The following is a 14,461-nucleotide window of genomic DNA, read 5'->3' as shown; positions in this document are numbered from 1 at the left end:
TTGCTGGAATTACTCTGTCTCGGGAGGAGAAGACCATGCTTGGCATGATGATGAATGCACCGCTGCTCGTGTCGTCGATCCTGCGTCATGCAGCGACCTATCACGGCGGTACGGAAGTGGTTTCGAAGACTGTCGAGGGGCCGATCCACCGCTACACCTATGCGGATCTTTCGAAGCGCAGCCAGAAGCTCGCCAACGCGCTCAAGAAGCTCGGCCTTGAGCATGGAGACCGGGTGGGCACGCTCGCCTGGAACGGCTACCGCCACATGGAGCTTTACTACGGCGTTTCCGGTTCGGGCTTCGTGTGCCACACGATCAATCCGCGCCTCTTCCGCGAGCAGATCGGCTACATCATCGAACATGCCGGCGACAGCGTGCTCTTCTCCGAGCTCACCTTCCTGCCGATCCTCGAAGCACTGGCCGACCGGTTGACACCATTGAAGGCCGTCGTCATCCTGACCGACGAGGCGCATATGCCGAAGTCGGAGGTGCTGCCAAACCTCGTCTGCTACGAGACGCTAATTGCGGACGAACCCGACGAATTTGAATGGCCGGTGTTCGACGAGAACACCGCATCCGGCCTGTGCTACACCTCAGGCACCACCGGCGATCCGAAGGGCGTGCTCTACAGTCACCGCTCCAGCGTGCTGCACGCCATGGCGATCAGCTTTCCCGATGTCTTGAATCTCTCGGCCACGGATGCCGTGGTGCCTGTCGTGCCGATGTTCCATGTCAATGCCTGGGGCCTGCCCTTTGCCGCCCCGATGGTCGGCGCAAAGCTGGTCATGCCCGGCCCGAACCTCGACGGTGCTAGCCTGCACTCACTGTTCGAAAGCGAGGGCATCACCTTCACCGCGGGCGTGCCGACGGTCTGGCTCGGTCTGCTCGACTGGATGGACGCCCATGGCCAAAGTTTCTCTACGCTGAAGCGCGTCGCCATCGGTGGATCCGCCTCGCCGCCGATCATGATCAGCCGCTTTCACAACATGGGGGTTACGGTTCGTCATGCCTGGGGCATGACGGAAACAAGCCCGATCGGGCTTGCGGCAACGCTTCTTCCGAAGCACCAGTCGCTTTCAGCGGAGCAGAGGCTCATGCTCGAAGCCAAGCAGGGCCGCCCGCTGTTCGGCATGGAATTCCGCATCGACGGCAGCGACGGCAAGCCGGTGGCGCGCGATGGCAAGGCCTTCGGCGCCATGCTGGTGCGCGGCCCCTGGGTCGCGGCAGGCTACTACAATACGGAAAAGAGTCCCGCACATGCCGTCGAAGGCTGGTTCGACACGGGCGACGTCATCACCATGGACGAGGACGGCTTCGTGCAGATCGTCGACCGCACCAAGGACGTGGTGAAATCCGGCGGCGAATGGATCAGCTCGATCGAGCTCGAAAACATCGCGCAGGCTCATCCGGCGATCAAGGAAGCGGCCGTGGTCGCCGCCCCCGACGCCCGCTGGGGCGAGCGTCCGGTCCTCGTGGTGGTGGTAAAGCCCGGCCAGACCTTCACCCGCCACGACATGCTCGACGTCTATACCGGCAAGATCTCCAAGTGGAGCATTCCCGACGACGTGATCGTGGTCGAGGAACTGCCGCATACGGCAACCGGCAAGCTGCTCAAGACCGCAATCCGCCAGATCGTTCTCGATGAATACGCCAGGCGCTCACCGGACGGGACGCTGGCCGGCTGAGGAGAAAAGCGAAATGACCGACGATGCGCAGACGATGAAACTCTATCTCGACGACCTCGAACTCGGACAGCGTTTCACCAGCCCTTCCCATGTGATGGAACTTGATGAAATCCGGGAATTCGCCGGACGCTACGATCCGCAGTTCTTCCATCTCGATGAGGAACTGGCGCGCGACAGCCTGTTCGGCAAGCTTGCGGCCAGCGGCTGGCATACGGCCGCGATCACGATGCGGCTCTTGGTGCAGAGCCTGCCGCTTGCCGGCGGGCTGATCGGCGCGGGCGGGGAAATCTCCTGGCCGCGCGCCACATGGCCCGGCGACCGTATCCATGTCGAAAGCGAGGTGGTGAGTATCGCGCCTTCGCGCTCGCGGCCCGAGCGCGGGCTCGTCACCTTCCGCAGCGAGACGATCAACCAGAAGGGCGAGATCGTACAAGTCTTCACGCCGAGAATCGTAGCGTGGCGGAAATGAACCTGGCTGAGCTTAAAGCCCTGCTTCGGCGAACACCTTGACAATCCAGTCGATAAAGACGCGTACCCGCGGCGAAAGCTGACGGTTCTGCGGATAGAGCGCCGAAAGCAGTGTCGGCGGTGGCGGAAAGCTGGCGAGAACCTCGACCAAGGCGCCCTCATCGATATCCGGCTGCAGGCGGTAGCGCGGTGCCTGGATGAGGCCATAGCCCCGTCGCGCGAGATCGATCAGCGTGTCGGAATTGTTGACCGTCAACCGGGCCGGCAGGGTGACATAACGCACCTCGCCTCCAACCATGAATTCCAATGGCATGATCTGCCCGGTGCGGGACGAAATGAAACCGACCGCTGCATGCCCGGTCAGCGCATCGAGCGACTGCGGCCTGCCGTGCCTTTCGATATAGGCAGGACTGGCGCAGGTGATTTCGCTGATCGTGCCCAGCCGCCGCATGATCAGCCCGCTGTCGGCCACCTCGCCGGCGCGGATGACGCAATCGACTCCTTCGCGCACAAGATCCACCAATCGGTCGCCCTGGCCAATCTGCAGTTCGAGCAGCGGATAACGGTCGAGGAATTCGTGGAGCCGCGGCAGCAGGAACGTGCGGGTGAGAAATCCGTGCGCATCGACCCTAAGCAGACCGCGCGGCTGAGCATCTCGAAAAATGTTCTCTGCCTCGTCGACTTCGGCAAGGATCGCCAGACACCGCTCGTAAAAGGCGCGGCCGTCCAGCGTCGTCGTAACGTGGCGGGTCGTCCGCTCGAGAAGCCGCACGCCGATATCATCCTCCAGTTGCTTGATCGACTCGGTCACGGTTGAACGGGCAAGGCCGAGATCGGAAGCGGCAGCGGAAAAGCTACGTCGTTCCACAATTCGGGTGAAGAGCTGCATGCGGTCGAGACGATCCATGGCTTTGTTCACCACAGACGAATTCTCATGTCAATTCGCTCATAATTGTTCTCGATTGGTGTCAGCAATATCTCTTGCTCATCAACGAAGGAGAATTGCCATGACTACCAACGGACAACGCGTCGCGATCGTCACCGGCGCATCGAAGGGTATCGGCAGAGCCATTGCACTCCGGCTCGCAAGAGACGGCATCGCCGTCGTGGTGAACTACGCGACGGGCCGCGAGGCTGCCGACGCGACCGTCGCCGAGATCGAAAGGAGCGGCGGCAAGGCGGTTGCCGTACAGGCGGATATCGGTAGTCCGACCGCTGCCGCCGCTCTGTTCGACGCCGCTTGCCGACATGGATGACGCAACCTTCGAGCAGCATATTGCCATCAACCTGACCGGCACGTTCCGCGGCATTCGCGAAGCGGGCCGCCGGCTCCGCGACGGCGGCCGCATCATCAACTTTTCCTCCAGCGTCGTTGGCGTTTATGGGCCGTCCTACGGCGCCTACGCCGCCAGCAAGGCCGGCGTCGAAGCCATGACCCATGTCGCCTCCAAGGAGCTCGGCCGGCGCAAGATCACCGTCAACACGGTCGCACCAGGCCCGGTGGAAACCGATATGTTCATGACGGGCAAGTCCGACGAATTGGTGCAGAACATCACCCGGACAATTCCGCTCGGCCGTCTCGGCCAACCGGATGACATCGCCTCGGTCGTCGCCTTCCTCGCCAGCCCGCAAAGCGGCTGGATAAACGGTCAGGTGATCCGCGCCAATGGTGGCATGATCTAATACCTCAGGAACAAGGAGAAACTCCATGCCATTCGTGAACATCAAGACGCCGGAAGGCGCCCTTAGCCGCGCACAGAAGGAAGAGATCGTACACCGCGCAACGGACATGCTCATCGAATATTTCAGCGAGGCAGCGCGACCGCATACGATGGTCCTGATCGAGGAAGTCAAGGACGGTGGATACGGCCGCGCCGACGAAATTTTCATCTTGCCGGACATTTATCGCAGCAAGGAAAACAGCTAAGCGGCCGGATGCCGGTGTGGCGAAACGATCCTCTATTTCACGGCGGGTTGACGACAGTTGGAATATCGAAACTTTGCCATGCCTGCTTTCCGCCTGTGCGGCGTCTCTCCGGCTCCTGTCTAAGCACTTGCCTCAACGCCGCCTGGACGAGCTAGCGCCAAGCCCGATTGATCGAAGGCGTGAAGATCGGCCGGATCGGCGGTCAGGTGCAGGACCTCCCCTTTCTTCAAATCCCGTGTACGCTCGAACTTGACGGTTACGGAAATATCGTCGGACAGCCGCAGATAGGCAATCGTCACCTCTCCCAGGTGTTCGACCAGATCGACCGGCCCGGAAATCAGTGCCTGCTCGGCCGTGCCGATCCGCATATGCTCAGGCCGAATGCCGAGGGTCCCTCGCTCGCAGCCTGTCCGGCCACCGGCTGCGAAGCGAACGAGCGCAAGGGGCTTGCCACTACGCTCGATGCGCGCCACATCGCCCTCGAACACCAGATCGACCGGCAGGAAGTTCATTGCCGGCGAGCCGATGAAGCCGGCCACGAACACGTTCCGGGGGCTGTCGTAGAGCTCGACGGGCCGGCCGACCTGTTCGATGCGGCCGCCGTTCAGGACGACGATCCGGTCGGCCAGCGTCATCGCCTCGATCTGGTCGTGGGTGACATAGATCATCGTCGTGTCCGGGAGTCGTTCTTTCAACCTGGCGATCTCGATACGGGTGGCGACCCTCAGCGCAGCATCGAGATTGGACAGGGGCTCGTCGAACAGAAAGACCTCGGCCTCGCGCACGATGGCGCGGCCAATGGCGACCCGCTGGCGCTGGCCACCGGAGAGCTGGCGCGGGCGGCGCTTGAGATAGGGTTCAAGCTGCAGCATCTCGGCGGCGAGCCGGACGCGACGGTCGATCTCCGCCTTGTCGACATGAGCGATCTTCAGACTGAACGCGAGATTGTCGTGGACATCCATATGCGGATAGAGCGCATAAGACTGGAAGACCATGGCGATGCCGCGCTGGGAAGGAGGTACGTCGTTGGCGCGCACGTCTCCGATCATAAGGTCGCCCGAGTTGATACCTTCGAGGCCCGCGATCATCCGCAACAGCGTCGACTTTCCGCAACCCGACGGTCCAACGAAGACGACGAACTCTCCCCGTTCGATATCGAGGTCGATACTGCTGATCACCTCCAGCGAGCCGTACGACTTGCGGATATCCTTGAGGCTGATTGCGGTCATTGTCCTGCTCCTGCATTCTCGCCCAGCCAGTACCAGCCGTGCCTGGCGACCTTGGGGATGTATTTGGCGCGCGGGAGGCTGTCCTCCGTGCGTATCGCCCAGACGAGGAGGGCCTCGAGCATCTCCGCCTTCCTAGCGGCATGGCTCGGATCGCCGTAAAGATCGTGGAGTTCGCCAGGGTCCCGGCTGAGATCGAATAGCTCGGCCCGGCCCATCACATCGAAAGTCAGCTTGAAATCGCCCTTGCGGACCATCTTCAGGTTTCCGCTCTGTGTCACGGCATTCAGTTCATCGAGCATTCGGCCCTCATAGGGAAAATGGAGCTCCGGCCGTTCGCCCGGCCCATAAGGCAGGTCGCCTATTCCCAGCTCGGAATAGATGCTGTCGAATTCGCGCTTCGGATATTCGGCCCCCGTCAGCATCGGCCAGAGGCTGCGGCCCTGGACGCCGGCGGGGATCGGCGAACCGATCATCTCGCAGATGGTCGGAAAGATGTCGACAAGCGAGACGAAGTCGGTTCCGTTCTCCTGCGCGACGATACCAGGCCCACTGAACAACATCGGCACGCGGATCAGGCATTCCGGCAGGCCCGCACCCTTCCGTTGCAGACCGTAGTCGCCGGCATAGTCGCCATGATCGGAGACGAAGATCAGGACAGTATCGTCGGCGAGACCCTTCGCATCGAGATGATCGAGAAAACGGGCTATCTGATCGTCCAGCATACGGATCATCCCGGCATAGACCGCACGATAACGCCGCCATTCGGCATCATAACCGGGGCGCTTTTCCTCGAAGAGATCGGCGAGCCATCGCCACTGACCTCCGCGTGCAATGGCGGTTTCGCGCGAACCGGAACGGCCGGGCATCTGCTCGGGCGGGAACATGGAAAAGTAGGGTTCCGGCGCCTGATACGGATTATGGGGTTCCGGCAAGGAAAGCCAAAGGAAAAAGGGCTTTTCCCTATTGTCGTCGACGCAACGTATGGCGTCGTCGACAATGCGGGAGCAAAGCTGGGTTGCCAGCGGGAACGGCGTCGGCTCAGCCGAGACATGATGGTCGAGATCGAAGAGCCATTTGTCGAACTCCTTCGCAAGCGGCATTGCACCGTTCGTGGGCCCGTCCGTGTGGCTATAGGGACCGCCATGGAAATCGAAATCCTCAGGAGCGAGATAACTGTGGTTCTTGCCGGCCAGGTTGACCGTATAGCCGGCCGCGCGGAGAATCTGCGGCAGATCGACAGCATAGCTTACATTCTCTTGCGACGACCAGTTCTGCTTGACACGCGTCGCCTTGGGAAAACGCCCGGTCATCAGGCTGGTGCGAGCGGGTGTGCAGGTCGGCATCGGTGTGTAGGCGCGGCGGAAGCGCATGCCCGACCGGCCGAGCGCCTCGACACGCGGCATGGTATCGACGGGAAAACCTTCGGAGGCGAAGAAGTCGGCCCGTTGCTGATCGGTCATGATCAGCACGATATTGGGTTTGCTACTCACGGACATGCTCCATTGATTGGGCGACGGCGGACGCACCGCCCGCCGTCATCACGTCATCTGAGGATAGAAACCGCCTGCGAGAAGAACTCATCTGCAGCGTCCTTGGGTGTCGCCTGGGCAAAGCCGATCGACTCGTTGAGGCGTTTCAGGAGTGATTCCAATTCCCCATGGCCGGCGATCCATCCCGGCGTCTTCTTCGACGCATGAGCCCGCAGGTCCTTCAGATATTCGAGAACCATGACGCTCGTCTTGTCGACGGACTTCGACAGAATATCGGAAGCCTTGTCCGAGGCCGGACCGCCGAGCGTCAGCCCCAGGATTTCGATTGCTTCCTCGTCGTTCAGCAGGAAATCGATGAGCTTTGCTGCCTTGTCGACGTTCTTCGAACGCGCCGGCACGGCCCAGAAGTCGAGCGCGCGGATGAGATGGCCATTGTCGGGGCCTTCCGCCGGGCTTGGGCAGGCGTGAATGCCGAGTTCCTGCTTCATCAGCGCCTGGAAGAAGACGAGTTGCTGGCACCAGCCGGTCTGCATAGCCGCCATGTCGCGCACCATGGGCGCATTCTGAAAGCCGGCGCTTTCCGAGGTAACGGCAGGCGGCGGAGCACCCTGCTCATCGCGCATGGACTGCCAGAAGGCAAGCCAGTCGACGAGATCCTGCTGTTCGAAGCCAAGTGCGTTTTCGGCATACAGCGACTTGCCGCGCTGGGTTACGAACAATTCGAGAAATGCCAGCACACCGCCGCTGTCATTGGTACCATAGTGTTGATCGCCGCCGGCCTTCCCGAGCGCGATGGAAATTTCGCGGAAGCCATCCCACGTCAGATTGTCGAGCGTGCCGGCAACACCGGCCTTGTCCAGCTTTTCCTTGTTGTAGAAAAGCGCGAACGCGATCTGATTGTTGCCGATTGCATTGGTCTTGCCGTTCATCGTCCCGATATCGACAACACCAGGATAGAGCTGGGAGATGTCGATGGTCGAGCCGATGTAGGGAGCAAGATCGGCAAGCAGCCCGCGCTTGATGTAGCTGTAGAGATAGGTCATCGAGTGCCGATGCATGTCCGGCGCCCCGCCGCCGGCATATTGCACCGGCAAGCGGTCCCAGAACTCGTTGAAAGGCGCGAATTCGACCGTAGTCGGGATGTCGGGATTTTTCTCGGTAAACAGCTTGAGCGCTTTCTGCATGCGCTCGTGGGTATCCTGCCCTCCATACCAGGATACCTTCATCCTGCCATTCGCGGCAAGAGCCTGCTCGCCGAGCCCAAGCCAAAGGGCGACCGCGCCGCCGACGCTGACTTTCAGCAATTGCCGCCGGTCGAGGGAAAGGCCGGATTTCCTTGAACTCATTTCACTCCTCCTCATTATTTCATTCCTCCTCATAATCACGCGTTCCGCCGGACCTAGCCCTTGAGGCCAGTCGTCGCGATGCCCTCAGCGAGCTGCCGCTGGAACAGCATGAACAGCACGAACAGCGGCAGCAGGGTTATCAGCGACATCGCAAAGAGCATGCCCCAGGCGGATTCGCCGCTCGTCGCATCGATGAACAGGTTGAGAGCCAGCGGCGCCGTGTAGTTCTCGGCCGAGCTCAAGTAGATGAGCTGCGAAAAGAAGTCGTTCCAGGTCCAGAGGAACGAGAAGATGGCAACGAGAACCAGAGCCGGACGGCAGACGGGAAAGATGATGTACCAGAAGATCTGGTACTTGTTGCAGCCGTCCATTTCGGCCGCCTGGTCCAGATCGCGTGGAATGCCGCGAATGAACTGGACAAGCAGAAAGATGAAGAAGGCGTCGACAGCGAAGAACTTCGGCAGAACCAGAGGCAGAACCGTGTTGACGGCGCCGACGCTCTGGAACGCGATATATTGCGGCAGGATGGTGACATGCATCGGCAGCATCAGGGTCACCAACATGATCGCGAAGGCCGTCCTGGAAAAGGGAAACTGCAGCCTGGCGAAGGCATAGGCAGCGAGCGAACAGGAAAAGAGGTTCCCGACGATTGCAAGCAGGCAGATAAACGCCGAATTCAGCATGAAGACGCCGAACGGCATTCCGAGCTTGTTCCAGCCTTCGATATAATTCTGGAGGGTGAAGTGGTTGAGATCGAAGCCCGCATCGCTGAAGATGATGCTTTCCGGTTTGAAAGAGCTCGATACCAGCCAGAGCAGCGGATAACTCATCAACAGTGCAACGGCGGCAAGCAGGCCGACGCGGATGAGACGGCGGATCGGAAAAGCGGTGTTGATATCCGTGATCGTGCTCATCTCTGTCAGCTCTCGTAATGGACCCAGAAGCGTGAGGCGTAGAAAGAGATCGCGGTGAAGACGGCGATGATCGCGAGCAGTACCCAGGCCATCGCCATCGCGTACCCCATACGGAAGTTCCGGAAGCCTTCGACGTACAGGTAGAGCGTGTAGAAAAGCGTCGAGTCGATCGGTCCGCCGGTACCGTCGCTGATCACGAATGCCGGTACGAAGGCCTGGAAGGCGTTGATCGTCTGCATGACGAGATTGAAAAGGATCAGCGGGCTCAGAAGCGGCAACGTGATACGGAAAAACCGCTGCACGGGGCTTGCACCGTCCATGATCGAGGCATCGACGATTTCCTTTGGGATCTGTCGCACGCCGGCGAGAAAGATCACCATGGGCGCACCAAACTGCCAGATGTGAAGAATAATGAGTATCCAGAGCGCGTAGCGCGGATCACCGATCCAACTGGTGGTCTGGAAACCAAGGCCGCCGAGCATCATGTTGACGAGCCCGTTGCCGCCGAAGATCTGGCGCCACAGCACGCCGACTGCGACGCTGCCGCCGAGCAGCGAGGGCAAATAGAAGATGCCGCGAAAGAGATTGGCGGTGGGTGTCTGTTGCGACAATGCGACCGCGATCACCAGCGCCATTGCGATGGAGAGTGGCACCGATACGAGCACATAGGTCGTCGTCACCTCTAGGGATTTCAGATAGCGGGGATCGTGTGCGAGGAGACGCTCGTAATTCTCCAGCCCGATCCACTGTGGCGGAGAAAGAAGGTCGTAGTGGCTGAAGCTCAGGACGAAGGAGCCAGCCATCGGAAGCGTGGTCAGAAAGATCAGCCCCAACAGCCATGGCAGAAGAAAGACGAAGGCGGTGCGAGCCTCTCCACGGTGAGACGGCGCAAGTGCATCGACCGATACTGGCTTGCGCCTGAAAAACAATCGGGATGTCTGTACCGTCTCCATCCTGTCGCCTCCCGCAACATCTATTCGGTTATTCGTGACCGGCGGCCTTGCGCGCCAGGCGACGGGCGTTATCGACCTTCTCCTGCGGCATGATGGCGGCAGGCATTGTGGTGATGTCACGGATGGTTTCCAGGGGAAGTTTCGGAACGCGGGCGGCGGTCAGCAGTCCGTTCGCCTCCTGCTCCGTATCCGTTACCTGCGTGTAGCAGTAGCCGGCCAGGTTGGGGCTTGCGGCAATTGCCAGGAACAGGTCGCGCAGGCGAGCCTCGAACTCCTGGGGATCGCTCACGGTGGAATAACCATGCCAGTTGTCCCCTTGCTTCGGGGTATAGCTCAACCCGCCGAACTCGGTCAGCATGACCGGTCTGTCGCCGAGTTCCCGTCCGCCGAGAACAAGACGACGGCGCGCTGGTCCCATCCCCTTCAGCATAGCCTCCATGTCCTCCCGATTGTGGAAACGGCTGCTCAGCCCTTCGCCATCGGGGGCATAGTCATGGACCGACCAGATATCGCTTTCGACCAGTTCCCAACCGTCATTGGAGATCGCGGGGCGGCTCGGATCGAGCGCCTTGGTCATATGATAGAGCGCGGATGCAAAATGTGCCTGATCCTCGCGCGTGGCGATATGAGAGACGCCCCAGCTTTCATTCAGCGGAACCCAGGCGACGATGCATGGGTGGCTCTTGTCGCGGCGGATCGCCTCCATCCATTCCTGGGACAAGCGCTCCATCATGGAACTGGAAAAAGCATAAGCGCTCGGCATCTCCTCCCAGACAAGCAGGCCCAGCACGTCGCACCAATAGAGGAAACGCGGATCTTCGATCTTCTGATGAACGCGTACGCCATTGAAGCCCATGGACTTGATGAGCTCCACCTCCTTGCACAAGGCGTCTGCACCGGGTGCGGCGAGATGCGATTCCGGCCAGTAATTCTGCCCGAGTACGAGGCGTAGGTAATAGGGACGCTCATTGAGTAGAAAGAGGTGATTGCCGACGCTCACGCTGCGCAGGCCGAGATAACTCTTCACCCGGTCCGGCATCTTTCCTTCGAGGATGATCTCCGCGTCAATGAGGTTCGGCTTCTCCGGCGTCCAGAGAAGGTGATCGCGATAGGTCCCGTGCTCGATCTGCGGAATCGAGATATCAAAGCACAGTTCGCTATCGGCCAGCATGACGCTCTGTTCGGCGAGAGACTTTCCCCTCACGCCGAATTTCAACGTCAGCCGGGTCGGTTCGATCGGCGCGGCATTGAGCCGGACCTCGCAACGGACCCGGGCATTGGTGAGGTCGGGGACGAAATGGATATCGGTGAAATGCAGGGCCGGCACTATGCTCAGCCAGACAGGCTGCCAAATCCCGCTGGTGCGGTGATACCAGATGGCGTGGGGGTCTTCGAGCCAGTCCTGCTTGCCGCGCGGGACCCGGACGTCCCGCGGCTGATCTTCCGCCCGGACGACGACCGTCTGCTCGCCTTCACCATTCAATACACCGGTGATGTCGGCGGAAAACGGCACATGGCCACCGCGGTGGGTCGCCACGCATTGGCCATTGACCCAGACGCTTGCAGCATAATCGACAGCTCCGAAATGGAGAAACAGGCGCTCATCGCGTTCCAACTTTCGGGTTTGGAAAGTGCGATGGTACCAGATCACCGGATGAAAGCCGGAAGCACCGACCCCGGAGAGTTTCGATTCCGGCGGATAAGGGACTGTGATGGCCTTGTCGAAGACATCGGCTCGTTTCCACCAGCCTTCCAGCATGCCGCGATCGGCGTCGTCAAAAGCAAAGCCCCACTGGCCGCAAAGATCGGCCAAACCCTCCCGATGAAATTGCGGGTTGGGCGCGAATTCGGCCATGACAGGCGACTGAATCGTCACGATACATCCTCCTCCGGTTCCCGAAGGACAAACGAAACCCTCCGCGCAAATACTTGTCTGCGTCGTCCGTTCGCCCAGCGAGAAGATATGAAACCGCCCTCAGAAGCGGTTGCTAAATTTGTTTAGCAGCCTGCTTGACGAAAATCCTGTTGTCAAGGAGGTTATGCAAAACAGGGGTTGGAATGAAAAAACGAGTCAAAATGGTTGATGTGGCACGGGCTGCGAATGTTTCGCGCACGACCGTGTCACTTGTCCTGAACGGCATTCCGGGCGTACGGATCGCGGAGGCGACGCGTCAGCGTGTGCTGCAGATCGCACGCGAACTGGGTTATTCGCCGGGTCCGCTGATTGAAAACCTTGATCCCGAGCGAAAACGCCTCTTTGGCGTGTTGATCAACGAAATCTCTGCAGCTTATCCAATCGACTTGATCTATGGCCTGCAGAACTGGGCCGATGCGCAAGGGCTGCAGATTGTTCTTCAAGTGACCGACAGCGTCGCCGACCGTGAAATTGCGGCGCTGGAAAACTTTGCCCGTTTCGGGGTCGAGGGCGTTATCTATGCCAACACGTTCACGGCCATCGTTTCGCCGCCGGCCTCGCTCGGCAATTTTCGCCACGTCCTGGTCAATTGCCGCCGTGAAGACAGCAGTGGTTTTGCCATCCTGCCGGCTGAACGCCATGGCGGCATGCTTGCGACCGATCACCTGATCGAGATCGGCTGCAGGCGCATCGCCACGATCACCGGCGACCCCTGGCAGATCGCCAGCATTGAGCGCTTGGCCGGTTATCATCGTTCGCTCAACCGGGCCGGCCTGAATCTCGGTCCCCGATTCGAGCGGGCCAGCGATTGGGGCCATGCCAGCGGCTATGCCGCGGCACGCGACCTTTTGGCGCTTTCAGAGCCGCCGGACGGCATTTTTTGCCACAACGACATCGTTGCACGCGGCGCCATGGCAGCCGCCCGCGATATGGGAGGGAAGGTGCCGGAAGACCTCGCTATTATCGGCTATGACGACCGCGAGTTCTCGCGGGACCTGGGAATCTCCAGCGTGACACTGCCCTTTGCGGAAATGGGGGAGCGAGCCTTGGCCGAACTGGCAGGTAGCGCTGACCTGGCCGACAAGACGGTGACCATCCAGGGCCGGCTCGTCGCGCGCATGAGCACCCGGATACCGCTTTAGAGCAACAAATCTTCGGCAGGCAGTAGGGATTATGTCGACGCCGGCGGCCGCATATAACGATACGGAAACCGGCCATCCCACCTAAAATCATCTCGCTCTAAAAGCCGGCTCCAAACCGCGAAAGAGCAGTCGTCGAACGCGGCATCGCGCATGATCGCACAAGTGTAGCCGGGGACAGCCCGCGACCCAGCAGCACATTCTTCCGGAGCTTAAGCTCATTAACAACGGGCATGGCCGCGGAAAAGTTCACGTCGCCAGCAGCATCATTCTAATCAGCCGCAATCCGAAATGAAATGGGTCACGCCTCAATGCACTCCTCATGTGGCTACTCCTTCCAACCGTGGCGCACACCCTGGCGCGGATCAGGTCTACGCGATGGAAACAACGATCTTGCCCGCAGCCGTCCGATCACTGATTGCGGCGTGGGCCTCGGTCACAGTGTCGAACGAGAAGACCCGCGGATCAAGGCGCGGAACGAGCTTGCCGGCCTCGACCAGTGCCGCAGCGGCCTTGAGGATCTCGCCATGATGGGCGCGGCCAATGCCATCGAGAAGCGGCGCAAGGGTGAAGACGCCGGAATAGGTTCCGGCCTTGAATGAAAGCGGTGCCAGGGCATGCGTGCCCCAGCCAAGGCAGCTCACCACATGACCGAAGCGCCTGACCGCCTGGAACGACGCATCCAGAACGGCGCCACCGCCAGTATCGTAGACCAGATCGAAACCTGCGCCGCCGGTATGGCGACCGACATAGTCATCGATCGACTCGCTGGTATAGTCTATGGGCGTTGCACCCATCGAGCGGATAAAATCGGCCTTGGCCGCGCGGTCGGTCGCGAATACCGTCGCGCCGAGCGCGAGTCCGATCTGGACCACGACATGGCCGACGCCACCGGCGCCGCCCTGCACGAGGAGCGTCTGTCCCGACCGGACCTTGGCGCGATCGACGAGGCCTTCCCAGGCCGTGATCGTGACGAGCGGCAAAGCGGCCGCCTCGCGCATGGTCAGGTTGGCCGGCTTGATCGCCAGCAGGCTGGCGTCGACGGAGGCATACTCGGCCAGCGTGCCCTGAATGCCGCCGACACCGCCGGTCATGCCATAAACCTCATCTCCGGGGCGGAAAGCCGTAACATCGGCGGCCACCGCCTCCACCACGCCGGCCAGGTCGAGGCCCAGGACGGCCGGCAACGGATGGCGGGTGTGGGCTGCGGTGCCCGCTCTGATCTTGGCGTCCAGTGGATTGACGCCGCTGGCATGAATACGGACGAGAACCTCGCCGGCATTGATGGCCGGGCGTGCGACTTCGGCAAGGCGGAAGGGGCCACCGTTTGTCTCAACGATCGCGGCCTTCATTCCCTGTGCAGGATTGGTCATGGGATATGTTTCCTTGTTGATT

12 protein-coding genes and 1 pseudogene are annotated in these 14,461 nt (G+C 60.6%); 5 read left to right on the top strand and 8 right to left on the bottom strand.

Features of this window, described 5'->3' with window-relative positions; translation table 11 throughout:
- The first annotated feature begins 35 nt into the window (after positions 1–35).
- Positions 36–1,685: a long-chain-fatty-acid--CoA ligase gene (locus J2046_RS23340; RefSeq protein ID WP_210055978.1), complete on the top strand. Its 1,650-nt coding sequence runs from the start codon at positions 36–38 to the stop codon at positions 1,683–1,685.
- Between the two features lie 13 nt (positions 1,686–1,698).
- Positions 1,699–2,154 (top strand): MaoC family dehydratase, encoded by a 456-nt coding sequence (locus J2046_RS23335; RefSeq protein ID WP_210055976.1) that lies wholly within the window; start codon positions 1,699–1,701, stop codon positions 2,152–2,154.
- 12 nt (positions 2,155–2,166) lie between these two features.
- Here J2046_RS23335 and J2046_RS23330 read toward each other — a convergent pair whose 3' ends face one another.
- Positions 2,167–3,060, bottom strand: coding sequence for a LysR family transcriptional regulator (locus J2046_RS23330; protein ID WP_210055974.1), 894 nt, complete (start codon positions 3,058–3,060; stop codon positions 2,167–2,169).
- 100 nt (positions 3,061–3,160) lie between these two features.
- On the opposite strand from J2046_RS23330, the pseudogene J2046_RS23325 reads away from it, so the two are divergent.
- Positions 3,161–3,836: pseudogene (locus tag J2046_RS23325) on the top strand (SDR family oxidoreductase).
- A 25-nt stretch (positions 3,837–3,861) separates the two neighbouring features.
- Positions 3,862–4,080 (top strand): tautomerase family protein, encoded by a 219-nt coding sequence (locus J2046_RS23320; protein WP_210055972.1) that lies wholly within the window; start codon positions 3,862–3,864, stop codon positions 4,078–4,080.
- 119 nt (positions 4,081–4,199) lie between these two features.
- On the opposite strand, the gene J2046_RS23315 is transcribed toward J2046_RS23320, so the two are convergent.
- The 6 genes from J2046_RS23315 to J2046_RS23290 are packed head-to-tail and all read right to left on the bottom strand — an operon-like array spanning position 4,200 to position 11,888.
- Positions 4,200–5,309 carry an ABC transporter ATP-binding protein gene (locus J2046_RS23315; RefSeq protein WP_210055970.1) on the bottom strand — a complete coding sequence of 370 codons (1,110 nt, stop codon included), beginning with the start codon at positions 5,307–5,309 and terminating at the stop codon, positions 4,200–4,202.
- Positions 5,306–6,799 (bottom strand): sulfatase family protein, encoded by a 1,494-nt coding sequence (locus J2046_RS23310; protein ID WP_210055968.1) that lies wholly within the window; start codon positions 6,797–6,799, stop codon positions 5,306–5,308. Before J2046_RS23310 ends, J2046_RS23315 begins: the two co-directional genes overlap by 4 nt.
- Positions 6,800–6,852: 53 nt before the next feature.
- Complete coding sequence (locus J2046_RS23305; RefSeq protein ID WP_210055966.1) at positions 6,853–8,145, bottom strand: ABC transporter substrate-binding protein; 1,293 nt, start codon at positions 8,143–8,145, stop codon at positions 6,853–6,855.
- A 53-nt stretch (positions 8,146–8,198) separates the two neighbouring features.
- A complete protein-coding gene (locus tag J2046_RS23300; RefSeq protein ID WP_210055963.1) occupies positions 8,199–9,059 on the bottom strand; it encodes a carbohydrate ABC transporter permease in 861 nt (286 codons plus the stop codon).
- A gap of 5 nt (positions 9,060–9,064) precedes the next feature.
- On the bottom strand, positions 9,065–10,012 hold the full coding sequence (locus J2046_RS23295; protein ID WP_210055962.1) for a carbohydrate ABC transporter permease: 948 nt from the start codon (positions 10,010–10,012) through the stop codon (positions 9,065–9,067).
- A 28-nt stretch (positions 10,013–10,040) separates the two neighbouring features.
- Positions 10,041–11,888, bottom strand: a complete 1,848-nt coding sequence (locus tag J2046_RS23290; RefSeq protein ID WP_210055960.1) for a glycoside hydrolase family 2 protein — start codon at positions 11,886–11,888, stop codon at positions 10,041–10,043.
- A gap of 182 nt (positions 11,889–12,070) precedes the next feature.
- On the opposite strand from J2046_RS23290, the gene J2046_RS23285 reads away from it, so the two are divergent.
- Complete coding sequence (locus J2046_RS23285) at positions 12,071–13,069, top strand: LacI family DNA-binding transcriptional regulator (RefSeq protein ID WP_210055959.1); 999 nt, start codon at positions 12,071–12,073, stop codon at positions 13,067–13,069.
- A gap of 368 nt (positions 13,070–13,437) precedes the next feature.
- Here J2046_RS23285 and J2046_RS23280 read toward each other — a convergent pair whose 3' ends face one another.
- On the bottom strand, positions 13,438–14,439 hold the full coding sequence (locus tag J2046_RS23280; protein WP_210055958.1) for a zinc-dependent alcohol dehydrogenase family protein: 1,002 nt from the start codon (positions 14,437–14,439) through the stop codon (positions 13,438–13,440).
- Positions 14,440–14,461 lie beyond the last annotated feature (22 nt).

It is taken from the genome of Neorhizobium petrolearium (assembly GCF_017873175.1).
Taxonomy (GTDB): domain Bacteria; phylum Pseudomonadota; class Alphaproteobacteria; order Rhizobiales; family Rhizobiaceae; genus Neorhizobium; species Neorhizobium petrolearium.
Note: the sequence above shows the minus strand (reverse complement) of the source record. Positions and strands in the feature narration are given on the sequence as shown.